The 26,659-nt window shown below is 63.2% G+C and carries 19 protein-coding genes and 3 pseudogenes; 13 read left to right on the forward strand and 9 right to left on the reverse strand.

Features of this window, described 5'->3' with window-relative positions:
- Positions 1–37: 37 nt before the first annotated feature.
- From CCR82_RS06595 to phoU, 8 genes and pseudogenes are all read left to right on the forward strand, one after another.
- On the forward strand, positions 38–391 hold the full coding sequence (locus tag CCR82_RS06595) for an ArsR/SmtB family transcription factor (RefSeq protein WP_201244605.1): 354 nt from the start codon (positions 38–40) through the stop codon (positions 389–391).
- A 124-nt stretch (positions 392–515) separates the two neighbouring features.
- Positions 516–1,559, forward strand: a complete 1,044-nt coding sequence (locus CCR82_RS06600) for an ArsJ-associated glyceraldehyde-3-phosphate dehydrogenase (RefSeq protein WP_201244606.1) — start codon at positions 516–518, stop codon at positions 1,557–1,559.
- A 13-nt stretch (positions 1,560–1,572) separates the two neighbouring features.
- Positions 1,573–2,865: pseudogene (gene arsJ / locus CCR82_RS06605) on the forward strand (organoarsenical effux MFS transporter ArsJ); the annotation flags it as partial.
- A 719-nt stretch (positions 2,866–3,584) separates the two neighbouring features.
- A complete protein-coding gene (locus CCR82_RS06610; RefSeq protein WP_201244608.1) occupies positions 3,585–4,547 on the forward strand; it encodes a permease in 963 nt (320 codons plus the stop codon).
- A gap of 55 nt (positions 4,548–4,602) precedes the next feature.
- Positions 4,603–4,830 carry a hypothetical protein gene (locus tag CCR82_RS06615; RefSeq protein WP_201244609.1) on the forward strand — a complete coding sequence of 76 codons (228 nt, stop codon included), beginning with the start codon at positions 4,603–4,605 and terminating at the stop codon, positions 4,828–4,830.
- A gap of 160 nt (positions 4,831–4,990) precedes the next feature.
- Complete coding sequence (locus CCR82_RS06620; RefSeq protein WP_201244610.1) at positions 4,991–5,236, forward strand: thioredoxin family protein; 246 nt, start codon at positions 4,991–4,993, stop codon at positions 5,234–5,236.
- A 163-nt stretch (positions 5,237–5,399) separates the two neighbouring features.
- A complete protein-coding gene (locus CCR82_RS06625; protein WP_201244611.1) occupies positions 5,400–8,117 on the forward strand; it encodes a UPF0182 family protein in 2,718 nt (905 codons plus the stop codon).
- A gap of 130 nt (positions 8,118–8,247) precedes the next feature.
- Positions 8,248–8,979, forward strand: a complete 732-nt coding sequence (phoU, locus tag CCR82_RS06630) for a phosphate signaling complex protein PhoU (RefSeq protein WP_201244612.1) — start codon at positions 8,248–8,250, stop codon at positions 8,977–8,979.
- A 72-nt stretch (positions 8,980–9,051) separates the two neighbouring features.
- Here phoU and pstB read toward each other — a convergent pair whose 3' ends face one another.
- The 7 genes and pseudogenes from pstB to CCR82_RS06660 form a co-directional block, all read right to left on the reverse strand.
- Positions 9,052–9,915, reverse strand: a complete 864-nt coding sequence (pstB, locus tag CCR82_RS06635; protein WP_201244613.1) for a phosphate ABC transporter ATP-binding protein PstB — start codon at positions 9,913–9,915, stop codon at positions 9,052–9,054.
- A gap of 136 nt (positions 9,916–10,051) precedes the next feature.
- Positions 10,052–10,858: pseudogene (gene pstA / locus CCR82_RS18555) on the reverse strand (phosphate ABC transporter permease PstA); the annotation flags it as partial.
- Between the two features lie 513 nt (positions 10,859–11,371).
- Positions 11,372–11,920, reverse strand: a pseudogene (locus CCR82_RS18560) (DUF3333 domain-containing protein); the annotation flags it as partial.
- Positions 11,871–13,262 carry a phosphate ABC transporter permease subunit PstC gene (pstC, locus tag CCR82_RS06645; RefSeq protein WP_201244615.1) on the reverse strand — a complete coding sequence of 464 codons (1,392 nt, stop codon included), beginning with the start codon at positions 13,260–13,262 and terminating at the stop codon, positions 11,871–11,873. The gene pstC and the pseudogene CCR82_RS18560, both read right to left, overlap by 50 nt.
- A 127-nt stretch (positions 13,263–13,389) precedes the next feature.
- Positions 13,390–14,433, reverse strand: coding sequence for a substrate-binding domain-containing protein (locus tag CCR82_RS06650; RefSeq protein WP_201244616.1), 1,044 nt, complete (start codon positions 14,431–14,433; stop codon positions 13,390–13,392).
- A gap of 215 nt (positions 14,434–14,648) precedes the next feature.
- Positions 14,649–15,878 carry a geranylgeranyl reductase family protein gene (locus CCR82_RS06655; protein WP_201244617.1) on the reverse strand — a complete coding sequence of 410 codons (1,230 nt, stop codon included), beginning with the start codon at positions 15,876–15,878 and terminating at the stop codon, positions 14,649–14,651.
- The gene (locus CCR82_RS06660) at positions 15,868–17,247 is read right to left on the reverse strand and encodes a hypothetical protein (RefSeq protein WP_201244618.1); all 1,380 of its coding nucleotides are present in this window, start codon (positions 17,245–17,247) and stop codon (positions 15,868–15,870) included. The genes CCR82_RS06655 and CCR82_RS06660 overlap by 11 nt, the downstream gene beginning before the upstream one ends.
- Before the next feature lie 301 nt (positions 17,248–17,548).
- On the opposite strand from CCR82_RS06660, the gene kaiC reads away from it, so the two are divergent.
- The 3 genes from kaiC to CCR82_RS06675 all read left to right on the forward strand — a co-directional run bounded on the left by kaiC (position 17,549) and on the right by CCR82_RS06675 (position 21,905).
- On the forward strand, positions 17,549–19,261 hold the full coding sequence (kaiC, locus tag CCR82_RS06665; RefSeq protein ID WP_201244619.1) for a circadian clock protein KaiC: 1,713 nt from the start codon (positions 17,549–17,551) through the stop codon (positions 19,259–19,261).
- A complete protein-coding gene (locus tag CCR82_RS06670; protein WP_201244620.1) occupies positions 19,261–19,575 on the forward strand; it encodes a circadian clock KaiB family protein in 315 nt (104 codons plus the stop codon). Before kaiC ends, CCR82_RS06670 begins: the two co-directional genes overlap by 1 nt.
- 74 nt (positions 19,576–19,649) lie before the next feature.
- Entirely contained in the window at positions 19,650–21,905 is a 2,256-nt protein-coding gene (locus CCR82_RS06675; RefSeq protein ID WP_201244621.1) for a putative bifunctional diguanylate cyclase/phosphodiesterase, read from the forward strand.
- Here the strand turns inward: CCR82_RS06675 and CCR82_RS06680 are convergent.
- Positions 21,836–23,761, reverse strand: coding sequence for a putative bifunctional diguanylate cyclase/phosphodiesterase (locus CCR82_RS06680; RefSeq protein WP_201244622.1), 1,926 nt, complete (start codon positions 23,759–23,761; stop codon positions 21,836–21,838). The genes CCR82_RS06675 and CCR82_RS06680 overlap by 70 nt on opposite strands.
- A 603-nt stretch (positions 23,762–24,364) precedes the next feature.
- Between CCR82_RS06680 and CCR82_RS06685 the strand changes: the two genes are divergently transcribed.
- A complete protein-coding gene (locus CCR82_RS06685) occupies positions 24,365–24,841 on the forward strand; it encodes a bacteriohemerythrin (RefSeq protein ID WP_201244623.1) in 477 nt (158 codons plus the stop codon).
- A gap of 2 nt (positions 24,842–24,843) precedes the next feature.
- Here the strand turns inward: CCR82_RS06685 and CCR82_RS06690 are convergent, their stop codons facing one another.
- Complete coding sequence (locus CCR82_RS06690; protein ID WP_201244624.1) at positions 24,844–26,127, reverse strand: MgtC/SapB family protein; 1,284 nt, start codon at positions 26,125–26,127, stop codon at positions 24,844–24,846.
- Positions 26,128–26,256: 129 nt separating this feature from the next.
- On the opposite strand from CCR82_RS06690, the gene CCR82_RS06695 reads away from it, so the two are divergent.
- Positions 26,257–26,646 (forward strand): hypothetical protein, encoded by a 390-nt coding sequence (locus CCR82_RS06695; RefSeq protein ID WP_207190934.1) that lies wholly within the window; start codon positions 26,257–26,259, stop codon positions 26,644–26,646.
- The last annotated feature ends 13 nt before the right edge of the window (positions 26,647–26,659 follow it).

Genomic DNA, 26,659 nt, shown 5'->3' on the forward strand with positions numbered 1-26,659 from the left:
ACATGCGCTCGCGCGCGCACCCAAGACGCCTGTGTCCATGTCCCTCGCTCCCAGCGCCCTGTTTGGCGCCCTTGCCCATGACACGCGATTGCGAACCCTGGTGCTGTTGGCCCAGCATGGTGAACTCTGTGTGTGCGAACTCACCGAGGCGATCGGCGTGAGTCAGCCACATCTCTCTCGCCACCTGGCGCAACTGCGCGAGCAGGGATTGGTGAGGGATCGACGCGCCAGCACCTGGATCTATTACCGCATCAATCCGGCGTTGCCCGACTGGGCCAAGGCGGTGCTGCGCGAGACCGAACGCGGTCTGCGCAGCGCGCCTCCTTTCATCGACGACGCTCACAGATTAAGTGCCATGCCCAACCGCCCCGACGCCCCGCGCTGCGCCTAGCAGGCTCCCAAGCCGAGTCTGTTGTCCTGGCGTCAATCAGCGGTCATCCTTTCGTAAACATCTGGTAATCCATATATGTTGAACTAGCCTTCGCATCACAGACCACGACCCTCGGAGGGGCCCCTTGAGCATCCGCATCGGCATCAACGGCTTTGGTCGCATGGGCAGGCTCGCCCTGCGCGCCGCCATGAATCGCGCAGCCGGTCCAGGCACTGGCTCGGACCTGACCTTCACCCGCATCAACGAGATCGCCTGCGACGCCGCAGGCTCGGCCCACTTGCTGCAGTTCGACTCGGTGCACGGGCGCTGGGACCACGCCTGCAACGGCACGACGGCGAGCACTGGTGGCACGGGCGAGCAGCTTGTCATCGACGAGCAAACGCTCGCCTACAGCCAGCACAAGACCATCGCCGAGGGCGACTGGTCCGACTGCGACATCGTCTTCGAGGCCACCGGCAAGCACCACAAACAGCCCGAACGGCTCGCCGGCTACTTCGACCAGGGCGTCAAGACCGTGATCGTCGCCGCGCCGACCCAAGGCGCGCTCGACATCGTCTACGGTGTCAATCACGACCGCTATGATCCGGCCGAGCATCGCCTGCTCACCGCCGCCTCCTGCACCACCAACTGCCTGGCGCCGGTGGTCAAGGTCATGCACGAGCAGGTCGGCATCGATCACGGCTGCATGACCACCATCCACAACATCACCAATACCCAGCGCATCGTCGACCTCGGCCACAAAGACCTGCGCCGTGCCCGCGCCTGCGGCGAATCGCTGATCCCGACCACCACCGGCAGCGCCAAAGCGATCACCAAGATCTTCCCCGAGCTGACCGGCAAGCTCAACGGTCACGCCGTGCGCGTGCCGCTGCTCAACGCCTCGCTCACCGATTTCGTCTTCGAGGCCGCGCGCAAGGTCACCGCCGAGGAGATCAACGCCCTGCTCAAGACCGCCGCCGAGGGCGAGCTGGCCGGCATCCTCGGCTATGAAGAGCGCCCACTCGTCTCGGTCGATTACCTCAACGACCCGCGCTCCTCGATCATCGACGCCCTCTCGACCATGGTCATCGACGACACCCAGGTGAAGCTCTACGCCTGGTACGACAACGAATGGGGCTATGTGAATCGGATGATCGACATCGCCGAGATGGTCGCCGACGCGCTCTAGCGGCCGCACGCGCATGGACAAGAACACCCGCAACTATCTGACGGTCACCGCCGGCTACTGGGCCTTCACCATCACCGATGGCGCCATCCGCATGCTCGTGGTGCTCTACTTCCACCAGCTCGGCTACTCGCCGTTCGAGGTGGCGATGCTGTTCCTCTTCTACGAGGTCTTCGGCGTCATCACCAACCTGGTCGGCGGCTGGCTCGGTGCGCGCATCGGGCTCAATCTCACCATGCACATCGGCATGGGCCTGCAGGTGTTCGCGCTGATGATGCTCACCGTGCCGGATGCCTGGCTCGGCGTCGTCTATGTGATGGCCGCCCAGGCGCTGTCCGGCATCGCCAAGGATTTGAACAAGATGTCGGCCAAGGCCACGGTCAAGACCCTGACCGGTGACGGTGCGGCCGGCGAGTCGAAGCTGTTCAAGTACGTCGCCGTGCTCACTGGCTCCAAGAATGCGCTCAAGGGCGCCGGGTTCTTCGTCGGCGCCGCGCTGCTGCAGGCGTTCGGCTTCCGCAACGCACTCTTCATCCTCGCTGGCGCGCTGTTCCTGGTGATGGTCATCACCATCGCTCTGCTGCCCTCCGGGGTCGGCAAGCTCAAGGAGAAAGCCAAGTTCACCCAGGTGTTCTCCAATACCCCGGCGATCAACTGGCTCTCGGGGGCGCGCTTCTTCCTGTTCGGTGCCCGCGATATCTGGTTCGTGGTCGCGCTGCCGGTCTTCCTCTACGACGTACTCGGCTGGGAGTACACCGCTGTCGGCGCCTTCCTCGCGCTCTGGGTCATCGGCTACGGCGTCGTCCAGGCGGGCGCCCCGGCCCTGATCCGCTCGAACACGCATGGACAGGGCCCCGGCGGGCGCACGGCCCTGCTCGGTGCGCTGGTGCTAGCGCTGATCCCGGCCGGCATCGCGCTGGGCATGACACAGGGGCCAGGGCTCGCGCCGGCATTGGTGACGACGCTGACCGATGTCACCGGCGCGGACTTCGGCTGGCTCGCGGCGGCCACGCCGGCCGAGATTCAGGGCGCTGTGTTGATCGGCGGACTGATGCTGTTCGGCATCGTCTTCGCCATCAACTCCGCCGTGCACTCCTACCTGATCCTGGCCTATGCCGATGCCGACAAGGTCGCGCTCAACGTTGGCTTCTATTACATGGCCAATGCCGGTGGTCGGCTCGCCGGCACCGTGCTCTCGGGCCTGATCTACCAGACCCAGGGGCTCGCGGGCTGCCTCTGGTGGTCGACCGGCTTCGTGCTCGCCGCCGCCCTGCTCTCGCTCTGGCTGCCGCGCGGTTCCCAAGCTGCGCAGGCAGCCGCCCGTCCAGCGGCACTGCCGCACCAACCCAACCTGGTCGACGCCGATGGCGTCGTCGAGCCGACGCGGCTGGCTGAACTCTATGCGCCGATCTCCGGTCGGGTTCAGGGCTGCTCGGCGCGTGAGGGCGACGCGGTCAGCGCCGGACAGGTCCTGCTGCGCATCGTGCCGACCCAGGCCGACACCGCCGAGCACAGCATCCAGGCGCCTTGGGATGGCTCGATCGCGCGCGCGCATGCCCGCGTCGAAGGACGCGAGGTCGCGGCGCGGACGCTATTGTTCGAACTCTTCGATCCGAACAGCCTGGTGCTGCGCTTCTCCGTCGACGGATCGCAGGCACAGGCCCTAGTCCTCGGCCAAAGGCTGCAGGCCCGCTTCGACGGCGTCTCGGGTAGCCCCCTCGAACTCAGGCTGACGCGCGCCTGGCCGGCCCTCGACCCGGAGACGGGTCGGCGCGTGTTCGAGGCAGGCCTTCCCGCGCAGACTGACGTTGCCATCGGCATGGTGGCTCGGGTGCGCGCTGAGCCCGCCATCGTCGGGCAACTGGCCGCTTCGACACCGCTCATGGAAGCCATGTCTACCTAGGCCTGGGGGCGTTTGAAAGAGAGTCCGACTCAAGCATATGGAATTCCATATCTGTTAGTCTTGGCGTCAGATGTCATGTCGCCACGCATTGTGGTAGGCGACACCACCCTTTCTGGAACCCCTCCATGCCTGATCCCTTCGCTTGGCTCGGCGACCTGATCGCCTATTCGCTCATCGGCCTGAGACCCGATTCCGCCGCCGGTACGGCGCTACAGTTCTTCGTCATGGACGTGGCGAAGATCTTCGCGCTCTTGGTCATCATCATCTATCTCATGGGCCTGCTGCGCGCGTTGGTCTCGCCGGAGCGGGTACGCGAGTTCGTGCGCGGGCGGCCGGACTGGCAGGCGCGCGGCATGGCTGTCGGTCTGGGGGCGATGACGCCGTTCTGCTCCTGCTCCTCGGTGCCGCTGTTCATCGGCTTCGTCGAGGCCGGCATCCCGCTTGGGGTGACCTTCTCGTTCCTGATCGCCTCGCCGATGATCAATGAGGTAGCGGCGGTGCTGCTGATCGGCATCCTCGGCTGGAAGCTGGCGCTGCTCTACATCGCCGCCGGGCTGATCGTCGCCTGGTTCGGCGGCATCATCATGCAGGGCTTCAAGCCCGAGCGCTGGGTCGAGGACTACGTCTGGAAGATCCACATGGGCGATGCCGCGGCTCAGCGCCCGGATACCAGCCTGCGGGGTCGGCATCGCTTCGCCGTCGCCGAGGTGCGTGAGATCCTGCGCCGGATCTGGATGTGGGTGTTCATCGGCATCGGCGTCGGCGCCCTCTTCCACGGCTTCGTGCCGGAGCAATGGGTGGTCGAGAACCTGGGTGATGGTCAGTGGCTGGCGGTGCCCGGTGCGGTGCTAGTCGGCATCCCGCTGTATTCCAACGCGACTGGCGTGATTCCAGTGGCCGAGGCCATGCTCGGCAAAGGTGTCGCGGTCGGTACCGTGCTGGCGTTGATGATGAGCATCGCCGCGCTCTCGGTGCCGGAGATGCTGATCCTGCGCAAGGTCATCCGTTGGCATGCGCTAGCGCTGTTCGCCGGCGTGCTCGGGGTGTCCTTCGTAATGGTCGGTTGGACCTTCAATGTGATCACTTAAGATCCTGAATCCTAGGCATCAGTGTGTGGTCACCTGAATGCCGCAGTTCTTCGTTATGATGGATCAAGTAAATGCCGCCGAGGCCGAGGAGATCCGCGGTAACGCGGATGCCGAGGCGACGCGCATTTATGGTGTCGCCTTCAATGCCGACCCCGAGTTCTTCTCCTTCTTCCGCACCCTGGAGAGCTACCAGGCCCTCGGCGCCAACAGCACCTTGATGCTGCGAGCAGACTCCGACTTCTTCCGCTATTTGGAGCAGTCCCAGGGGCTGGAGCCGGAATAACCCGAATGACGACGGTTCATTCACCGACGCCGCCGCCGATGCCGCACCCTCTCGGGTGAGACAATCCAATAGAACGGAACGCCGGCACGCTGCAGACGCAGGAAGTGTGTGACCGTATCCTTACGCTCGTGTCCCAACCCGCCAACGAGGTAAACCCATCATGAAACAGATTAAAGTCCTGGGCTCCGGCTGCCGCAATTGCGAGATCACCGCCAAGGTCATCAACCAAGCTGCGGCGGAGGCCGGTGTCGAGATCGAGCTGGAGAAGGTCACCGATATCGCCGCGATCATGGGCTATGGTGTGATATCCACGCCTGGCGTCGTCGTCGATGGCGTCGTCGTGCACTCCGGTGGGGTGCCGGGGCCAGCTCAGGCGCGTGACTGGGTCCGCGAAAGCCCCGGCTAATCGAGCGCTCGCGCCCTGCCAGAGGCGCCTGACAGGCGAGAATCGCGACGCGTATCATGCTCAACATGGAGCCCGCTGGTTCGAGCCCCATCAGCAGGCTGGAAGGCGCAGGTTGGCATCGCTCACCCCACGCGGGGCCCTCAGCATACGGAGACAACCGTCGATGTCCTGGAAACCTCTACTGATCATCTTGGGCGTCGTTCTCGCCGCCGCCGGACTCCTCTTCGCCGTCTTCTATTTCAACGCCTTCGTCGTTGACCTCTGGTGGTTTAACGCCCTCGACTATGGCCTGTACTTCTGGGCGCGGGTGCTCTACCAATCGCTCATCTTCCTGGTCTTCACCCTGTTCTTCTTCCTACTGTTCTTCCTCAACTTCTGGATCGGATCACGCTATTTGGGCGCGGAAACCCCAGCCCATCACGACCTCGAACATGGCTCAACGCCCGATGATCCAACGGCGCTCGGCGCGGGCGCAAGACCCAGGTCCAAGTACCAACGGTTGTATGATCAGTTCCAGCGCGGTTCGCTGTGGTTCTACCTGCCGCTGTGCCTGGGCCTCGCCCTCTTGGTCGCGCTGCCGGTGTTCTCGCACTGGGAGCAGGCGCTGCTGTTCTTCTTCGCGCCCAACAGCGGTCTGACCGACCCCGCTTTTGGCAAGGACATCAGCTACTACCTGTTCTCGCTGCCGCTGTTCTCCTTGATCTGGCATGAGCTGCTCGCGGCCTCGCTGATCTTGCTCGTCGGCCTGGCCTCCCTCTATTGGCTTGAACAGCAGATGGTGGCGGGAAACCGCCGAAGGATGCGCATTGGCGCACGCATTCACCTAGGGCTCGCCATGGGTTTCGTGGTCCTGGTCGGCGCCTGGTATTTCGTCATGGATCGCCAGATGCTGCTCTACAGCGATGCGCATGTGCCGATCTTTTCCGGCCCTGGCCATGTGGAGATGACCTTCATCCTAGCGCTGATCTGGGCCTGTTTGATCCTGTTCCTGATCCTGGGCGCCTTGGCCATCCTGTATCTCGAAACGCGCAAGGGCCTGCTCGCACTGTTTGCCATCGCGATCCTGTTCGTGGGCACCCTATCCTTCCGTTATTCGTCGTACGTCCCGGAACAGCTCCAGAAATACGTCGTCAAGCCCAACGAACTCGATCTGCAGGCACCCTATATCAAGCAGAATATCCAAGCGACACTCGCGGCCTACGACCTACAAGATGTCGAAACCCGGCAATACCCGGTGCAGGACATCCCCTGGGATACCGGCGCCACCGACTTCACGAAGACCCTGGTCAATATCCCGATCTGGGATGAAGCCCTGCTGCGCCAGGTCTTCAAAGAACTCCAGGAGATTCGCGCTTACTACATCTTCAACACGGTGGACGTTGACCGCTATACGGTGAACGACCATTACCAGCAGGTCGCGGTCGCCGCACGCGAGATCGATCTCGACAAACTACCGGCCGAATCCCGTAATTGGGTCAATGAATGGATGAAATATACCCACGGTTACGGGGCCGTGATTGCGCCCACGACGCAAATCCAGGCCGGCCCGATCGACTGGCTGATGCAAGGCATCCCGCCGCGCTCAAATTCTGATCTCGCCATCGAGCAGCCGGGCATCTATTACGGCACTGGACACGCCTCGCCAGTGATCGCGCCGAACGAGAGCGGCGAGATCGATTACGCCAGCGATGACGAACTGGTCTTGTCGGACTATGAGGGCAAGGGCGGCGTTGGTTTTTCGAGCTTGTTCCGACGCGCCATCTTCGCGCTCTATTTTCGCGAGGTGAACCTGCTCCTCACCAACCAAACCAACGAGGACAGCCGCCTCCTATTTCGGCGCAATATTACCGAGCGGATCGCGCGCTTGACGCCCTTTCTGCATCTCGACCCCCACCCCTATCCGGTCGTGACCTCCGAGCGGGTGTACTGGATTCAGGATACCTACACCCTGTCCTCTTGGTTCCCCTATGCATTCTCGACGACCGCCGACGTCGATGGCAAAAGCCGCCACTTCAATTACATCCGCAATGCGGCCAAGGTGGTGGTCGACGCCTATGACGGCAGTGTCAACTACTACATCACCGAGCCCGATGATCCGATCATTCGCGCCTATGCCCGCGCCTATCCCGGCTTGCTCAAGGATTTCGACGAGATGCCGGAGGAGCTAAAGCAGCATGTGCGTTATCCGAAACGCCTGTTCAAAATCCAGCTCGATGTCTACAGCCGGTATCACCAGACCAACCCCGGCATCTTCTTCAAACAGGAAGATCTCTGGGAGTTTTCCGAGGTGCAATGGGAGCACGAACTCCATGTCATGACGCCCTACTATGTGACGATCAATCTTCTCGATCCGGACCGGTTCGAGTTCAGCCTGCTCGCCCCGATGACCCCCAAGGACAAGAACAACATGCGCGCCCTGTTGGTGGTCGGAAACGACGGTGAAAACTATGGCCGCATCATGGCCTACAGCTTCCCCCGCGGCTCACTCGTCTATGGTCCCGCGCAGGCGGATGGCTTCTTGAAGCAGGATCCGGTCGTCACCCAGGAATTCGCACTCTGGAACCGGCGCGGCGCGCAAGCACAGCGGGGCCGTCTCATCGTGATGCCGATCGATGGCGTGATCACCTATATCCAAGGTGTCTTCCTGAAGGCTCAGACTGGCGCGAACATCCCGCAACTGGTGCGCTTCATTACCAACGTTGGCTATCGGGTTTCGATGGAGCCTTCATTGGACGGGGCCTTCAATGCCCTCAACCGGACGGTACTGCACGAGGAGGACCCGTCCCAGATCGAGCCTCCGGTTTCACCCCCGGTCGCACCGCTGGTTACCGATCCGAACGATAACCAACTGCTCCCGTCGGCGCCGACTGAGGACGAGTGAGTCGAGCGCTCCAGCGCGCCCTGGCTGCCGGCCAATCGGCAGCGCCGGGGCAGAGAGAAGCCCCCCAACCAAGCGCTTCTATGCGAAAATTCAATCACTCACCCTTGCCCGACACCAGAGACTAGAAGCGATGCAGCCGCATGACGATCACCATCACATCGTAAGTGCCTACGACCTCGAATTGGCCCATCTTCGCAGCTTGGTTGTCGAGATGGGCGCCTCGGTGGTGCAACAAACGCGTACCGCGGCCGAAGCACTCACACAGAGCAGTCATAGCAACGCAAGTGCCGTCATCAACCGCGACCCGGAGATCGACGCCCAGAGCCTCGCCGCCGATGAAGAGGTGTTTCGGGTCATCGCCAAGCGCCAGCCAACAGCAATCGACCTGCGGCTGGTCTTGGCAACGGCTCGCATCGTCGGCGATCTAGAACGCGCGGGCGACAAGGCCAAGCGCATCGCCAAGCACACCCTGAAGCTGCTCGAGGCCGAGAGGACACCCCTTGTGCCCGAGCAGGCCCTCGAACCCATGCGCAGGCTGATGGATATTGACTGTGAACTGCTACAGGGGGCCGTTGCCGGTCTCGTCGAGGCTGATCTCGACAAGGCGATCGCCGTCTTCCAAGCCGACTCACGGCTCAATGACGCCAGCGAACAGTTGCGCACCGCCCTCTTCGATCCCGCCGCAGGACTGAGTGGCGACCACTTCGCCGGCCTGCTGACGATTACCCATGCGCTCGAGCGAACGGGCAATCACGCCAACAATATCGCCGAGCAGGTGGCCTATGTGATCACGGGTGAGGATGTGCGTTTCCGCAACCGCGAGCTGCTCATCGATAGCCTGAGCAACTGGCGACGCGCCTAATCACCACCGCGACTCACCGCTCTTATCCAGAGCTGAAACCGATGGCCCCGGCCATGCCGGGGCTTCGACACCTTAGCCGAAGCGACCAGTAATGTAGTCCTCGGTCAGCTTGTGCTGCGGCTGATTGAAGATGTCATCGGTGGTGCCGACCTCGACGAGATCGCCGAGATGGAAGTAGGCGGTGCGTTGAGAGACACGCGCCGCTTGCTGCATCGAGTGCGTGACGATGGCAATCGTGTACTGCGCGCGCAGCTCATCGATCAGCTCCTCGATGATCGCGGTCGCGATCGGGTCTAGGGCCGAGCAGGGCTCGTCCATCAGGATCACCTCGGGTGAGACCGAGAGGGTGCGAGCGATACAGAGGCGCTGCTGCTGACCGCCGGAGAGACTGGTACCGGACGCATCGAGCCGATCCTTGACCTCTTTCCACAGGCCCGCGCGTTGCAGGCTGGTCTCGACCAGCTCATCAAGCTCGGCGCGACTGTTGGTCAGACCATGGATACGGGGGCCGTAGGCGATGTTCTCGTAGATCGACTTCGGGAACGGATTTGGCTTCTGGAATACCATGCCGACCCGAGCACGAAGCGGCACCACATCGATGCTTTTGTCCTGGATCTCTTGGTCGTCGAGCTGGATCGAGCCCTCCACCCGCGCTGTCGAGATGGTGTCGTTCATCCGGTTCAGGCAGCGCAGAAAGGTCGACTTGCCACACCCCGAGGGGCCGATCATCGAGATGACCTCGTTCTGCCCGATATCGAGGCTGACGTCCTTGATCGCGTGATTGTCGTCGTACCAGACATTGACCTCCCGACACCGCATGCGGGGATTCGCCGAGGTAATCTCACCGACAGTGGTTGCGGTGGACTGATCTTGGCCCAGTTTATCGGCAGTCACTGTACTGGGTTTCGCTGCTATGGCTTCGGCGCTCGCGTTCATTGGATACTCTGAAGATGGTCGATGAGATTTTTGAATCATCACTCTGGTTCGTCATAGGGTGCTCTCTGCCCGCAGCGCACTGCAGGGACATAGCAACTGTCGCGGAGCAGGCGGATACTGTGCCGGGCAATGATCATTACCAACGCCGCTCGAAGCGCCGGCGCAGCAGCACGGCGGTCAGGTTCATCAGGATCAGGAAGGCCAGCAGCACCATGATCGCGGCCGAAGTGCGTTCGACGAAGCCACGCTCGGGACTATCGGCCCAGAGGAAGATCTGCACCGGCAGGACCGTCGCCGCATCAGTGAATCCTTGCGGCACGTCGACGATGAAGGCGATCATGCCGATCATCAACAAGGGCGCGCTCTCCCCAAGGGCCTGCGCCATGCCGATAATGGTGCCGGTCATCATCCCCGGCAGCGCCAGGGGCAGCACATGGTGCATCCTGGTCTGCAAGGGCGAGGCGCCGACCCCGAGCGCGGCCTCGCGGATCGAGGGCGGCACCGATTTCAGCGCCGCGCGGCTGGCGATGATGATGGTCGGCAGCGTCATCAAGGTCAGTACCATCGCCGCCACTAGTGGTGTCGAGCGCGGCACCCCGAAGAAGTTGATGAAGACCGCCAGTCCCAGCAGACCGAAGACGATCGAGGGCACGGCGGCGAGGTTGTTGATATTCACCTCGATCAGGTCGGTGATGCGATTCTTCGGCGCGAACTCCTCCAGGTACAGCGCCGCGCCCACCGCGATCGGGAACGAGAACAGCAGTGTCAGCACCAAGGTGTAGAATGAGCCCACCACGGCGCCGCCGATACCGGCGAGTTCGGGCTCGCGCGAGGTCCCGTTGCTGAAGAAGAGCAGATTGAAGCGCTTGCTGAGCAGCCCGTCGTGCTGCAACTGCAGCACCCAGGCGAGCTGCTGATCACTGAGACGGCGCGCATCCTCGGGGGTGGTCAGCTCGATGATGTGCCAGGTGCCCGACTCGGCCGGCGCCTCTGAGGCCGGTGGCACCAGCACCTTACCGCGGGCGCGATCCGCCTCCAGGGCCACCAGCTTGATCAGGCCGTCGTTGATGCGCAGCAGGAAGCTCGGCGCATCGGCACTCAGCACCAGCTCATCGCTGCCCGTGGCCTCCTCGCGCAGGGCCTGGATCCGAGTCTCCAAGCGCTCGATATCGCGCTCGTTGCGGGCGATCTCACGCGCGAACTCGTCGGCCTGCTCTGCCAGGAGATCGGATCGCTCGAGCTGAGTGGCCCGCAGGTCGCGATCACTCCGCGCCAGTCCTTGCTGGCGCTCGAGCTCATCGGCCACGTCGTTGAGACGCTGGCGTGCCTGCTCAAGGATGGGCAGCAGGGCGCTGTCACTGCCCTCGATCCTCACCTCGTCACCGCGCTCGCCCATGCGGCCTTCGAGCTTCAGCGTACCAGCGCCCTGCGAGCGCACGATCGGCGTCGAGCGGCCTTTCATGAACATGTCGACATCGTCATCGACGAGCAGACGCACCGACTGCTCGGTGCCGATCACGCTCGGATCATCGGTCACCATGCGCCGCAGTTGCAGCGGCGCGCCCGGACTCAACAGCGCATCCAGGTTGCGCCGCTCGGTGCGACCGGTGACCTGCGGAAACTCGGCGCGCAAGGCATCACGGGCGAGCTTCCTGAAGTTCACGGCTCTGAGCTGACGCGCGACCTCGGTCTCATCGAGCACTCCGTCACGCAGCGTCCCATTCGGATCGATCGCCTCGGCCTCGAAGGCCACCGGCAGCTCGACATAGGACTGAAAGAAGGCGGTGTAGCCCTCGCTGATGATGCTCACGAAGAGGATCAGCACGAAGCTGAGCCCCAGCACCACGCCGCTGGCGCCAAGCAGCCGGAAGCGGCGCTCGGCGGCATAGCGACGCTTGAGGCTGGCCTCGACGATCTCTTTCGGGCTGCGGGCGGGGCCGCTGGCAGTGGTTGGATTAGTCATACTGTTCACGGTATTTACGCACGATGTGCAGTGCGATGACATTGAGAATGAGCGTGACAACAAAGAGCGTGAGCCCGAGCGCGAAGGCGGCCAGGGTCTTGGCGCTGTCGAACTCCTGATCCCCGGTGAGCAGGGTGACGATCTGCACCGTCACGGTGGTGACGCTCTCTAAAGGGTTCGCGGTCAGATTCGCGGCCAGGCCAGCGGCCATCACCACGATCATGGTCTCGCCGATGGCGCGCGAGACCGCCAGCAGCACGCCGCCGACGATGCCCGGCAGCGCGGCCGGGAAGATCACCCGGCGGATGGTCTCGGACTGCGTGGCGCCGAGTGCATAAGAGCCGTCGCGCATCGCCTGGGGCACGGAATTGATCACGTCTTCGGAGAGCGAGGAGACGAACGGGATGATCATGATGCCCATTACCAGACCCGCCGCGAGCGCGCTCTGGGAGGCGATATCGAGTCCGACGCTCTCGCCGAATCCGCGCAAGAAGGGCGCCACGGTCAGCGCGGCGAAGAAGCCATAGACCACGGTCGGGATGCCGGCCAGGATCTCGAGCACCGGCTTGGCCCAAGAACGCACCTTGCGCGGCGCGTACTCGGCCAGATAGACCGCCGAGAGCAGCCCAATCGGCACCGCCAGCAGCATGGCGATAAAGGAGATCAACAAGGTGCCGGTGAACAGCGGGATGGCGCCGAAGGCCCCCGAGGCGCCAACCTGCTCGGCACGCAGCGCGATCTGCGGGCTCCATTTGGTGCCGAACAGGAACTCGGTCCAAGGCACCTTCTGGAAGAAACGGATCGACTCGAACAGCACCGACAGGACGATGCCGAGCGTGGTCAGGATCGCGATCGATGAGAACAGGATCAGCACCAGCATCATGATCGACTCGACCCGATTGCGGGCGCGAAAGCTGGGTTTGGCGTGTTGCCAGCCCCAGGCCGTGCCGGCCAGGACCAAGGCCGCGATCAGCCCCCAGAGCGCGAGGTCGGCGATGCCTTCGAGACGGTGATAGTGCTCGGCGGCGGCGGCGACCTCGGGGCTGATCTCGCCCGAGGAGATATTGCCGGTGGCGACACTGCGGATGTCGCTGATCAGCAGGCTGAGCCGACCCTCCGAGAGGTCTGCGGTCACCTCCGGCGGCAGCTCGGCGACGGTCAGCGCGGTCAGGATCTGCTCCTGCAGCCCGATCCAGAACAACAGCAGCAGCAGCGCCGGCAGACCGGCCCAAAGCGCCGCGTAGTAACCGTAATAGGCGGGCAGAGAATGCAGGCGATTGATCTGGGAAACGCCGCCAACCACGCGAATGGCGCGTTTACGCCCGAGGTGATAGGCCAGCGCCATGGCGGCCAGGACAACGAACAACAACAGCGTGGGGCTCATAGCGGCGAGTGTTCTTTAACAAAAGACAAAACTAGGATCAAGCAAGACGCCGGCAGCCCTTGCGGGCCACCGGCGTTCATCAGCTGCGATGCCGCCTGGAGACGACATCAGGGCATCGAGCCAACCTTTACTTAGGGCTCGACATCGGCTCCAAGGCCTGCGCAGACTTGGCAACCTTCTCACGCATGTCTTCCGGCAGCGGGATCAGACCCTTATCAACCAGGTAGCCATCCGGTCCCCAAGCGTTCTCGCTGGTAAAGGCGGTCACATACTCTAGAATGCCAGGAATGGTACCGACATGGGCGTTCTTGACATAGAAGAAGAGCGAGCGCGACACCGGATAGTCGCCACTGGCGATGTTGTCGAAGGTCGGCTCGACACCATCGATGATGGTGCCCTGCAGCTTGTCGGTGTTCTGATCCAGGAAGCTGAAGCCGAAGATGCCGAGTGCATCGGCGTTCCGGTCGAGCTTCTGCACGATCAGATTATCGTTCTCGCCGGCCTCAACATAGGCGCCATCTTCGCGCACGGTGCGGCAGATCGACTTGTACTTCGACTTGTCCTCGCCCTTGATGTCGGCGATCCAATCGAAGGTCTTGCAGCCCCCTTCCATCGCGATCTCGGCGAAGGCGTCACGGGTGCCAGAGGTCGGCGGTGGGCCGAGCACCTCGATGGCAACATCGGGCAGCTCAGGATTGACCTCCTTCCAGGTCTCATAGGGGTTCGGGACCAGCTCCTCGCCGCCCTCTGGGTTCGGCACATCCTTGGCCAGCGCCAGCCAGACGTCGCGCAGCGACAGCTCCAGCTGCGGTGCCTTCTTCGAGTTGGCGATGGCGATGCCGTCGTAGCCGATCGTGACCTCGGTGATCTCCTCGACGCCGTTCTCCTGGCACTTTTCGAACTCCGAGACCTTCATCCGACGCGAGGCATTGGTGATGTCGGGTTGCTGAACGCCGACGCCCGCGCAGAACAGCTTCATGCCACCGCCCGAGCCGGTCGACTCGATCTTTGGCGTCGGGAATTCGGTAGTGTTGCCGAACCGCTCCGCGACGGTGGTCGCAAACGGGAACACGGTCGAAGAGCCGACAATGTAGATGGTGTCGCGGGCCATCGCTTGCGACGACATAGAGAGCGCACCTAAAACAGCAACGGCAAGTACAGATTTCTTCATGGAGAGACTCCATCAGCGGGTGAATCGAGCCTCGTATTTTCAACCTGAAGTGTTGTTGTATAGTGACAATCTCATGACGATTTTATGACACCGCCCAAGCGCCACCCGCGCTTTATAGTCGCGCGCCTTGATCAATCGCCATAATGACTAAGAATCTCGCGTAAGCTTTTGAGCCTCAAAGGCTACCTGAACCCTCGGGTATCTTCACCATCCTGTCAGCCATCGCGCCGCACTGACGCCGGCCGCGAGGTCAGGAGCCGGAGCCATTCGACCGGAGCCAGTACCCGCCGTGGCGGCGCGGCGCCAAAACAGACCTGGATCAGGGTATCGACCAAGCGCTGCCCCTGGGCGCCGCGTCCGAACAGCCGATCGAACACCCAGGGCGTGAAGGCATGGCGCTGAGCCAACTGCATGAGCAGGAACAACGATCGAAAGCGCTCTCGCAGGCTGCCTGAATAGCCGGCGAGTGCCGCCGCTAGCAGCGGTCCCTCGGCCGGTGCCTGGCGCAGCGCGCCGAGGATCGAGGCGGCCGCCAGTGGCGCCGATTCCAGCGCGTAGTCGATGCCCTCGCCGGTGAACGGATTGACCAAGCCGGCCGCCTCGCCCACCGCGAGCAGGCCATCGGCGCGCGTCGGGGCGCGCAGGAAATCACTGCGGATCGGATAGCCGGCGATGGCGCTCGCCGCCTGGCCATTGGCGCTGAGCTGGGACAGCGTGGGATGTTCAGCCAAGAGTCGTGACAACTGCGCGGTCGCACTCACGCCCTCAGCGCCGCTATACCAGTAGCCGAGATTGGCGCTGTTCGGCCCGGTCGGGAACAGCCAGGCATACCCGGGCAAGGGCAGATGATCGAAGAAAAAGCGCAGATCCGGCCCCGGCGGCGGCATCGCCGGCAAGTAACAGCGTGCCGCGATGCTGTGCACCGGGCCGCTCGGCGCCAGCGGCGTGTGCTTGATCAGCGACAGCGCGGCGCCGGTCGCGATGACCACGAGCCGCGCCGACAGCCTCTCGCCCTCGAGTTCGACACCGCCGCTCGGGCACAGGGCACGCACATGCCCGACGCGGAACCGCGCCCCGGCCGCGAGCGCCTGCTGCTGGAGCAGATGATCGAAGCGCCGGCGCGGCAACACCAGGGTTCGGTTTGGCAGCGCGCCCTCGCCGCTGATCGCCGTCTCGGCCTCGGCACCACCGGGCGCGCGAAAGTGAATCCGGGTCGCCTGATGGGCCTCGGCGACCACTGCGTCCAAGCATTCCAGCTCCGCGAGCGCCTGCTGAGCGCGCGGACTCAGGCAATCGCCGCAGACCTTGTCGCGCGGAAACGCCGATTTGTCGATCAACAGGGTCGAAACGCCGGCGCGCGCGAGATGATAGGCCGTCGCACTGCCGGCGGGACCGGCGCCGACGACGATGACCTGCTGGCGCTGATCAGGTCGATCAGCACGCACAGCGCGGCACCCGCCAGCGCCGATGAGCCAGCTCGCCGCCACAGGGCTGTCCGTGCACCTCGGCGAGCACCCGACCGGAGTCATCGCTCAGGCGCCAATCGGCGACCCCGATCTCCTCGCTGATGAAGAAATGCCGCACCGCGAAGCGCTCGCGACGCAGCAGCGCAATGTGGTGCAGCACGCGATTCTCCAAGGTCAACCGCAGCCCATCGGCTTCGGCTTCGATGCGCCGTCGCAGTGGCCGGCGCACGCCCAAGACCGGATCGAACACCTGCTCCACCCACTCCAACCGCAGCGCCTCGGCCCCGAAGCGATGCTTGCGGGCCTTGCCATCCTGTTGCCAGCAGACCTCGAGATAGCGCAATGCTTGACTGCCCGGATAGGTCTGCAGCACCAGCGCCTCGCCGGTCTCGGCCTTGGGCACGAAGAGAAACTCCCAGCCCTGCAACGGCAGCGGGCGAATCCCGAAGCTATGTTCCGCGTAACCATCGGCCCCCTGCCAGGCGACGCGCACATCGCCCGCTCGAAGACGCGCGCGCAAGGCCGCCGAGGCATAGGAGGGCTGATCACCCCCGGGCCCGTGTGCGAGCCCGCTCAGCAGGCCGGGCTGAAGTATCAGCTCGCCGTCCGCGCGCGCCACCGGTGAGGCGCATTGGACCTGCCAATGCGCGCCGAGCGCGCGTCCGAGCCAGCCGTCGAGGCCGGCATCGAGCGCGCTGGGCAAGACGGTGTCCGGCAGACCGACATGCGACAGATGCACCTTGAGCCCGGCGCCGGCCTCGATGTGAAGCTCGGCCCGAGCCGCATCCGCCTGCGCCAGCTCGAGGTGGCAATGCGCGTCGCCAGCGCGCAGGTTAGCCGTCGTCAATGACGACCCGCCGGGCTGGTCGAACTGGCAGGACGCGGGTGCGATCAGATGCATCCAGCACAGCTCGGCGACATCGTCCGCGAAGGGCGGGCCAGTGCCGGCGTCAGTCCCGGTATCGGCGTGAGCGCCAGCCCGAGAGCCGGCATCCGCCTCGGCGCCAGCGGCCGCCGTTCTCGGCAAGGGCCGGCGATCGATCACCCCGGCGACGATCAGCAGCAGCCCACCTTCGGCGATGCGCGCAAAGCGACGATCGGGATTGACCAGGGCAAGACCGACGATGCCGTGAAAGGCCTGCGAGAGCACCGAAAAATAGCGCCATTCGACGAAGGACGCGCGCGCCAGTCCAAGCAGCGACGGCGGCGCGATCGGGAAGTGGCGCGCCGCTTCGCCATCCGCTGCCCCGGCATCGGCCTGCGCGTGAGCGTTCGCATCGGCGCTCGCACGGGCGCCAACATCCGCGAGCAAACCCGCCCGATAATACGGCCAACGCCAATGGAACATAGAGCCCCCGTCAACTGCCCAATGACCTATGATGACCTGGCCATACCGCATCGTCGGCAACCTGACACCTGTCGTCCGCTTGCGCCTTAGGCTATGGCCACCAGGGCCACATCGACGCCCCTGGCATCCTCAAGCTCGCGGCCTCGCTGCGTTGAGCCAGCGCGGCGCGCCCAGCAAAAGCCTTTGCTGTCCTGCAACGACCACGTTCACGACACCTGGAAACCGCACTTCCGTTAAAATGATGGGAGATGGGCTTTAGAGCAAGCAATACTGATCAAGCAACATTGAATATAAAGCGCGCGTGAGCACAGTACAACCAACCCTTCCCAAAGCCCCAACCGGCATCCCGGGACTCGACGAGATCACCCTGGGGGGTCTCCCCCGCGGCAGACCCACCCTGATCTGCGGCGGAGCAGGCTGCGGCAAAACTCTCTTTTCGATGGAGTTCCTGGTCCGGGGCGCCACCGAGTTCGAGGAGCCAGGCGTCTTCATTGCCTTCGAGGAGACGGCCACCGAACTGACCCAGAACGTCGCCTCCCTGGGCTTCGACCTCGACGACCTCAGCGCCCAGGGGCTACTCGCGCTCGATTTCGTCGCCATCGAGCGCAGCGACCTCGGTGAGACCGGCGATTTTGATCTCAGCGGCCTGTTCATCCGGCTTGGCTACGCCATCGATGCCATCGGCGCCAAACGCGTGGTGCTCGACACCATCGAGACCCTATTCACCGGGCTGTCCAACCCTTCCATCTTGCGCGCGGAGCTGCGGCGCCTGTTCCGCTGGCTCAAGGAGAAGGGCGTCACCGCGATCATCACTGCGGAGCGCGGAGACGGTCAGCTCACGCGCCAAGGTCTTGAAGAGTATGTCTCGGACTGCGTCCTCACGCTCGATCACCAGGAGCGCGACCTGGTCTGGACACGGCGCTTGCGGGTGTTGAAATACCGCGGCTCCAGCCACGGCACCAATGATTATCCCTTCCTGATCGACGAAGACGGCATCTCGGTGCTGCCCATCACCTCGGTCGGATTGGATCAGGCCGTCAGCTGCGAGCGCATCTCCAGCGGCATCCCCCGACTCGACACCATGCTCGGGGACGCGGGCTATTATCGCGGCAGCAGCGTGCTCGTCTCCGGTACCGCCGGCACCGGCAAGTCGAGCCTGTCGGGACATTTTGCCGATGCCACCTGTCGTCGAGGCGAGCGCGTGCTGTATTTCGCGTTCGAGGAGTCGCAATCGCAGATCATCCGTAACATCGGTTCCGTCGGCCTCGATCTAGGCCAATGGGTGGAACAGGATCGGCTGCGCTTTCAGGCCGCGCGCCCCACCTTGGCCGGCCTGGAGATGCATCTGACGATGATCCATCGCGCCGTCGAGCGGTTTCAACCCTCGGTGGTGATCCTGGATCCGATCAACAGCTTCATCGCCGGCAGCAATCAACTCGAGGTCAAGGCGATGCTGACGCGCTTGATCGACTTCCTCAAGCATCGCCAGATCACCGGGCTGTTCACCAATCTGACCTCGGGTGGCGCCTCCGTCGATGCCACCGATTCGGCGATTTCCTCCCTCATCGACACCTGGCTGTTGCTCATGGCCGTTGATACGGGCGGCGAGCGTAACCGCATCCTCAGCATTCTGAAATCGCGCGGCATGGCGCATTCCAACCAGACCCGAGAGTTCTTGATCACCGGACAGGGCATTAAGCTGCGCGATGTCTACGTCGGTCCGAGCGGAGTGCTGACTGGCTCGGCACGCATCGCGCAAGAATCCGCCGAACAGGCCGAGCGCCTGGAACGACAGCAGGAAATCGAGCGCCGCCAACGCCAGCTCGAACAACGCCGCGCCTTGCTCGAGGCGCAGATCGCCTCTCTGCAACAGGAATTTCAGGCCCACGAGGCAGAGACACTCGCCTTGATCGAGCGCGAACAGCGACGCGAGGCCCAATCACACGAGGTCCAGGCATCGATGGCGTCGTCACGGCAAGCCGACGCGGTCCCATCGAAGGAGTCCCCATCCTGATGAATGCGTCATCCGACTCCGAGGAGCAATGGATCCTGCGCCTCTACATTGCCGGCCAGACGCCCAAATCCATCGCCGCGTTCGCCAATCTGCAGGCCCTATGCGAGGCCCACTTGGCTGGCCGTTATCAGATTGAAGTCATCGATCTGCTCGAACAGCCGCAACTAGCCCAGGGTGACCAGATACTGGCCATTCCAACCGTGGTCCGCCGGCTGCCATTGCCGATCCGCAAGCTCATCGGAGACCTCTCCGATACCGAACGCGCGCTCATCGGACTCGACCTGCGTCCAGCGCCTCCCCTTGGCGACAGTTAGCGGCCGACACCCTCTCTCCTCCAGCTCGAGGCCTAGGCGCAGCCACGGCCTCCGGGCTGCCCGATCATGTGCCCATGAGTCCGACCGCCACCCCGACTGATCCATCCATCGATCCAACCACCGAGATCGAGATCCTGCGCGCGCGCCTCGCCGAGGCCGAGGCGGTGCTCGAGGCCATCCGCGGTGGGCAGATCGATGCCTTGCTGGTCTCCGACAAGCGCGGCGAGCAGGTGTTTACACTCAAACGCGCCGAGCACGACTATCGGCTCCTGGTCGAAGAGATGGGGGAAGGCGCCATGACCCTGACCGCCAACGGACGTATCTACTTCGCCAATCGGCGCCTGGCGGCAATGCTGGGCATCGCTCGTGAGAACCTAATCGGCAGCGCACTCGCCGAACACATCGCGGCGGCTGATCGACCACGCTATCAAGACTGGCTGCACACCCGCTCGCCACGTCCGCAGCAACGCTTGGAAATGGCATTGATTGACGCGCGGGGCACCACTTTGCCCTGCCATCTCTCGTTCACCGAACTCCCAGTCGCCGAGAAGCAAGGCGCTTTCTGCGTCGTCGCCACCGATCTGAGCGCCCGGAAGCAAGCCGAGGAGGCCCTGCGCGTCAGTGAACAGCGGCTCAAAACCATCGTCGAGAATCTGCCCATTGGTGTCTGGTTCCTTGACGCCGCCGGCAAGATGACCTTTCGTAATGCGAGGGCCCAGCGCATTTGGAGCGAAGCCAAGTTCGCCGGCCCGGAGCAGTTCGACGACCATAAGGCCTATGCCCCGCACCCGCACAAGCATCACCGCGCCTTGGTCGCGCAAGAACGCTCGGCAATGCGCGCCATCACGCACGGCGAGACCCAGCTCAACGAAGAGCTCGAGATCGAATGCCTCGACGGCACGCGCAAGATCATCCTCAACTCAGCGGTACCGATCCACGACGGCAATGGACAGATCGCGGGGGCAGTGGTGCTCAATCAGGACATCACCGAGCGCAAGGCCTTCGAGGACCGGATCGAGCAGCTCGCGTTCTACGATGCCCTGACCGGTCTGCCGAATCGCCGGCTGTTGTTGGACCGCCTCGGACAGGTTCTGGCAACCATCAAGCGCAATGGCAGCTACGGCGCGCTCCTGTTCATCGACCTCGACCACTTCAAGGACCTCAATGACAGCCTTGGGCATGATGTCGGCGACCTTCTGCTCATCGAGGTCGCGCAGCGCTTGCAGACCTGCATGCGCGCCAGCGATACGGTTGCCCGACTCGGTGGCGATGAATTCGTCATCGTTCTCGATGACCTGAGTCGCGAGTCCGCTCAGGCTGTCGCGCAAGCACGCCAAATCGGCCTCAAGGTGTGGCAGACCCTGAGCCAACCCTATCAGCTTGGGACACACCTCCACCACAGCACCCCCAGTATCGGCGCCACCCTGATCGATGCACCCCAGTCGAGCGTCGAAGAACTGCTGAAACGTGCCGACTTGGCTATGTACCAATCCAAGAATGCCGGCCGCAACCAGCTGCGCTTCTTCGACCCGGAGATGCAGACCGCCTTGGAGCTGCGCACCAGTCTGGAAGGGCAGTTGCATGAGGGACTGCGTCACGGACAGCTGCTGCTCTACTATCAGCCCCAGGTCGACGAGACCGGCCGCGTGCTCGGCGCCGAAGCGCTGCTGCGCTGGCATCATCCGCAACGCGGCCTATTAACGCCGGACGTGTTCATTCATCTCGCCGAGACCTCGGGCTTGATCCTCGATCTCGGCGCCTGGGTGCTCGAAACGGCCTGCGCTCAGCTCGCCCACTGGCCGGCCCACAAACAGGTGCCCGCCACTTCGATCGCGATCAACATCAGCGCGCGCCAGTTTCTCGACCCGCGATTTGTCGAGCGGGTTCAAACCGCATTGCAGCGTTACGCTGTTGATCCACATCGGCTCAAACTGGAGCTGACCGAAAGCCTACTACTGCAGGATGTCGAGGAAACCATCACCAAGATGGCGGCACTACGCGCGCTGGGGCTGCGCTTCGCCTTGGACGACTTCGGCACCGGTTACTCCTCGCTGGCCTACCTCAAGCGCCTGCCACTCGACGAACTGAAAATCGACCGCTCCTTCGTCGCCGACGTGACCACGGACGTCAACGATGCCGCGATCGTGCGGGCCATCCTCGCGTTAGCTCCGAAGCTAGGGCTATCGGTGATTGCCGAAGGCGTCGAAACCGAAGCCCAACACCGGTTCCTGATCGAGCATGGATGCCGCGCCTTTCAAGGCTATCTCTTCGGCAAACCGGCGCCGGCCACGGCGGCCGGGAAGTCTTGGGCCGGCACCGGCTTACCGTAGTAATAGCCCTGCAGGGCATCGACGCCCAAGTCAACCAAGCAGTCGACATGGGCCTGAGTCTCGCAGCCCTCGGCGAGGACGCGCATGCCCATGCTCGAGCCGATCTGCACAACCGCCCGGCACAGCGCCAAGTCTTGCGCGTCATCGGGCAAGGCGCGAACAAAAGCACGATCGATCTTGATCTTATGCAGCGGCAATTGCTTGAGATAGGACAGCGACGAATAGCCGGTGCCGAAATCATCCAGGGCCAGACGCACCCCCAAGTCGACGAATCGGCGCATCACCGCGATTGCCTGCGCGGTATCGGCCATCACGGCGCTTTCGGTGATCTCCAGCTCCAAGGCCGCCGCCGGCAATCGATGGCGTTCCAGGACCGCGATGACCTTGTCCAACAACTGTGGATCGGTCAACTGCCGCGCCGAGAGATTGACCGCCATACGCAACTGCCCGCGCCCAGCCGAGCGCCAATCGGCGACCTGCTGACACGCCTGCTCCAACACCGTTTCGCCCAGGGGCAACACCAGCCCGGTTTCCTCGGCCAGGGGGATGAATTCCGCCGGCGAGATCAACCCTTCGCGCGGATGGCGCCAACGCACCAGCGCCTCGGCGCCCTCGATCTCGCCAGAGGTGGCACTGATCTGCGGTTGGTACCAGACTTCCAACTGCCCATCCGTGATCGCCTCGTCGAGCTGGCGAATGCGCTGCGTGCGCTGTTGGACTTTCTGGTTGAGACCGGCGACGAAGAAATGCACGCATTGATCAGTGCCACGCCCGGCGCTGTTCAAGGCGAGATCGGCATGCGAGAGCAGAACCGAATAATCAGCGCCATCCTCTGGATAGAGCGCGATGCCGATGCGGGCCCCGCAATGCAAGACCTGATCACCGACCAGGAACGGCGGCGACAGCGTGGCGAGCAGGGCGTCGGCAAACTCGGCAACCTGGCTGACGCTCGTGCAGTCTGGGACCAGGATGCCGAAGAGATCGCCACCGATGCGCGCCAGGGTCATGCTTGGCGACAGCCGCGCCTGTAGACGCTTGCCGACCTCGCACAGCACCTGATCACCGGCCTCGTGCCCGGCGAGCCCATTGATGGTGGAGAAATCGCGCAAGCCCAGGATCATCACCGCCAAACGCTGCTGATCCTTGTCGGCCTCGACCAGGCTTTGCTGGAGACGATCCTGGAACAGCGCCAGGTTGGGCAGTTCGGTGAGCTGATCATAGTTGCGCTGATGGCGCAGCGTCTCCTCGTAGGCCTTGCGCTCGGTGATATCGATCGCGTAGAGATTCACCACCTCAGCCTCGGGCAGCGGCACCAGGGTCAGATTCAGCCAGCTCGAGGGCAGTTTCAGATCCACCGACTGGGTCTTGTGCTCGGCGCGCACCCGGCGGATCACATCGGGCCAGGACTGCGGCAGGACATCGCCGATGGCAATGTGCCAAAAGCCGAGCAGGGGCGCGCTCGCCTTGTTGGCATAGAGCAGGCGCCCCTCGGCATCGACGCGCAACACCGGCTGGCTGTTCTCATCCGGGAACCGGGCGAGCGACGTCAGATGCCCACTCACCGCCTCCAGCAGTTGATCGAGATCGGTGGCAAGATCCCCCAGCTCATGCGGCCAATGCCCGGCGCGCACCCGATCCGGGATCGGCTTGGGATCGGCGATCGCGCGATGAACCCGTTTGCGCAACACCAACACCGGCTCGAGCAACACCAGTTGCAAACTGAGCATGATCACCACCGTCAGCAGCAGGATCAGCGAGGCGAACAGCGCCAGGCTGGGCGCTTGGGCGCTGAAATAGAACGGCGCCAGGATCAGGGTGGCAAGCAGGAAGATTACCCCGGTAAGGCGCCAGCACAACCGGCACATCAAACGTGGTCGCAGGGCGCTCAGGAGGGCTCGAAACAGGTGTCGTGGTCGGCCTGCCGGGTTCTGTCGCGCCTCGATCGGCGTTCGTGGTTCGGTTTTGGTCATCAATTCCCCCTTACGCATCGCTCACGATGCACTAGACCTCTGCACTGGTTGTTTCATTTCCGAGCCGATCCGCCGCTCAACTTCCGCTGCGCAGTGGCTTCGAAACAGCCCCGCGCCTGAACAATACTGATCCAGAGGGCCTTTTTCGAGCACTTCGTGAAACAGTCAGATCCATGACCCGGTCTCCATGAGTGACGGGGCGCAAGTCAAGTCCAGCGACACTGCCGACCTGCTCACTCTTGTCGGTCTGGAGCCAACAGGCGCATGAGGATATGCATGACTATGTCTACGGCGAAGGTTGGTTCCAGTTCAGTGGCGAGGTACAGTAACCACTGACCCGCGCGCCCCGCGCAGTGGGACCAACCGCCGCTGCGCGATCAGGTGCTCGCGCTCGTCACTGGGTAAACCCTCCGGTCTCTGGTTTACTTGGTATGCGTTTCACCCCGAGACCGCGATCTATCGCCCACCTAAGAAGTTCGCACGATCCACATGCAGAAGACACACCTTGCGCCAACCACCGGAGTCGCCGCTGAAATAACGCCCAGTGGCAACAGCTCAGGAGAGCTCATCGAATGGGACGACAGCTACAGCGTCAATGTCGCAGAGATCGACCGCCAGCATCGCCACTTGATCGCGCTCTACAACAAGCTGCACGAGGCGATGTCACGCGGCAAAGGCAATGATGTCCTGGAGCTGGTCTTCGATGAACTGGTCGAGTACACGGAAACGCACTTCAAGGACGAGGAAAGCTATTTTCATGCTATCGACTACCCCGACACGCAACGCCACACCATGGAGCATCATGCCTTCGTCAACAGGCTCGCCGAGCTGCAGGATAAGTATCACTCGGGCAAGGCCTTCTTGAGCGTCGAGACACTCGCTTTCATCCGTGACTGGCTCAATCGCCACATCAAAGGCTCCGATAAGCAATATACGCAGAGCTTCAACGCGAACGGAATTTTCTGACCTCAGCGCAACAGGATGATCGGGCCGGCCAGCACGGCAGCGCCCATCGGCAGGAACACGCGCAGGCCCAGCGCATGGCCGCCCACGATCCAGGCCATGCCGGCCTTGAGCAGGGAATTGGCGAGCGAGGCGATCAAGATGCCGATCCCAGCGGTCAACAGCAGCAGTTCGTCCCCCGCCATGCGCGCCAGCGACAAGGTGATCGCATCGACATCGGCAATGCCCGAGGCGGCGGCCAGCGCATAGATGCCGGCATCGCCGAACCAGTCGGTCAGCGCCTGACCGAGCAGCATCACCAACGCCAGCAGGGCGCCGAAGAACAGCGCCGCTTTCAGCTCCAGCGGATTGCGCGGCAGCAAATCCGCCGCGATCTCGCTGCTCCCTGAACGCCAGACGTAGACGACAGCCGGCAGGTACAGCAGCACTGACATCGCCACCACCGGCCACAACAAGGGCCAAAACAGGGGCGGATGCAGCAACGAGGCGACCAGCAGCATGCGCGGAAACATGGTCGCGCAGGCCAGCAGGATGCCAGCGGCGGCAATCGCGGCTTGGCCGCCCGCGCCATCCCGATGCAGGCGCGCGAGGTTCAGCGTGGTCGCGGTCGACGACGCCAGTCCGCCGAAGAGACCGATGAACAGCATGCCTTTGCGCGCGCCAGCGATGCGGATGGCGAAGTAGCCGACGAACGAGATCGTCGCGATCAGCACCACCATCCACCAGATCTCATAGGGATTGAGCACCTGCCAGGGACCAAAGCCGCGATTCGGCAGCAGCGGCAGCACCACCACCGAGATCAACAACAGCTTAAACGCGGCATGCAGCTCAGGGCGTTTCAGGGTCTTGAGCCAACCGTGCAGTTCGGTCTTGTAGCCCAGCAGGAGCACCATGATGACCGCCCCCGCCGCAGCGATCACCAGTTGTCCCAGGCCCGCCATGACCGCCAATAACAAGGTCGCCAGGGCGGCCACCTCGGTGGTCAAGCCGAGATCGTCACAGCGGTGGACCGAGGCGACATGCGCCGCGCTCAGCAGCAACCCCAGGCCGAGGACGACGAAACCCACCAAGACGCCGCCGACGGGCTCGACGAGCAGGCCGGCCAAGCCGCCGATCAGCCCGACCAGCGCCATGCTGCGCAGGCCCAGTCCGCGTTCGCCTTCCTCCTGATCGCGGCTCTGCCAGCCGCGCTCCAGGCCGACCAGCAAGCCGATCGCCAAGGCCACGGCCAGGCGCCAGGCCCATTGCAGCTCCAACGCGTCACCGTTCGCGAGTTCAACCGCGTTCATCGCTCGAGCATCATCGCTGGTCTGTTTGGGTTTCGATAATAAACGCTTGCGGCAGGAAAAAAAGCGACGTAGATTCGAGCAGCGTGCACGCTGTGTCGATAATGACCCTATATCAAAGGCGGTAGAAAAATGAGTGGAAAGACGATGATTCCAGCAATCATGACCACAATGTCGGCAGGCCTACTTTTTACTGGCGTTGCAGGCGCTGCGTGCACGATTTCAGAGGATTTCGACTTTGGTGGTCAAACCGGAACCGTGCAGAACGACGACTACCTGAGGTTTTACCCCGAAGGCCAGTCGGGCGGCCTACCCGCTAAGAGCAACAGGACGTTCAACGATCCGAGTTGGCTCAACAAGATTTCCTCCGTGAAGCTTTCCGACGACTGCATCGCGGTTTTCTTCATGTCACCGAACAATGGCGGCCCCCTTCAAGGTCATCAGGTGGTCCGTGAGACGACCGCCAAGTTTTCAGCAGGGCTAAACGACAAAACGCACGGCATGATTTGCGAATGCAACTGATCAGGCGAATGGC

Origin of the sequence: Halochromatium salexigens, assembly GCF_016653295.1 — a bacterium.
Classification (GTDB): Bacteria; Pseudomonadota; Gammaproteobacteria; order Chromatiales; family Chromatiaceae; genus Lamprobacter; species Lamprobacter salexigens.

Bases quoted from the DNA above. Each gene is read 5' to 3' on its own strand.
- CCR82_RS06690 (WP_201244624.1), bottom strand. From the start codon at position 26,127: ATGAACGCGGTTGAACTCGCGAACGGTGACGCGTTGGAGCTGCAATGG.
- CCR82_RS06660 (WP_201244618.1), bottom strand. From the start codon at position 17,247: ATGTTCCATTGGCGTTGGCCGTATTATCGGGCGGGTTTGCTCGCGGAT.
- phoU (WP_201244612.1), top strand. From the start codon at position 8,248: ATGCAGCCGCATGACGATCACCATCACATCGTAAGTGCCTACGACCTC.
- pstC (WP_201244615.1), bottom strand. From the start codon at position 13,262: ATGAGCCCCACGCTGTTGTTGTTCGTTGTCCTGGCCGCCATGGCGCTG.
- pstB (WP_201244613.1), bottom strand. From the start codon at position 9,915: ATGAACGCGAGCGCCGAAGCCATAGCAGCGAAACCCAGTACAGTGACT.
- CCR82_RS06615 (WP_201244609.1), top strand. From the start codon at position 4,603: ATGATGGATCAAGTAAATGCCGCCGAGGCCGAGGAGATCCGCGGTAAC.
- CCR82_RS06670 (WP_201244620.1), top strand. From the start codon at position 19,261: ATGAATGCGTCATCCGACTCCGAGGAGCAATGGATCCTGCGCCTCTAC.
- CCR82_RS06625 (WP_201244611.1), top strand. From the start codon at position 5,400: ATGTCCTGGAAACCTCTACTGATCATCTTGGGCGTCGTTCTCGCCGCC.
- CCR82_RS06650 (WP_201244616.1), bottom strand. From the start codon at position 14,433: ATGAAGAAATCTGTACTTGCCGTTGCTGTTTTAGGTGCGCTCTCTATG.
- CCR82_RS06620 (WP_201244610.1), top strand. From the start codon at position 4,991: ATGAAACAGATTAAAGTCCTGGGCTCCGGCTGCCGCAATTGCGAGATC.
- CCR82_RS06675 (WP_201244621.1), top strand. From the start codon at position 19,650: ATGAGTCCGACCGCCACCCCGACTGATCCATCCATCGATCCAACCACC.
- CCR82_RS06610 (WP_201244608.1), top strand. From the start codon at position 3,585: ATGCCTGATCCCTTCGCTTGGCTCGGCGACCTGATCGCCTATTCGCTC.
- CCR82_RS06695 (WP_207190934.1), top strand. From the start codon at position 26,257: ATGAGTGGAAAGACGATGATTCCAGCAATCATGACCACAATGTCGGCA.
- CCR82_RS06685 (WP_201244623.1), top strand. From the start codon at position 24,365: ATGCAGAAGACACACCTTGCGCCAACCACCGGAGTCGCCGCTGAAATA.
- CCR82_RS06595 (WP_201244605.1), top strand. From the start codon at position 38: ATGTCCCTCGCTCCCAGCGCCCTGTTTGGCGCCCTTGCCCATGACACG.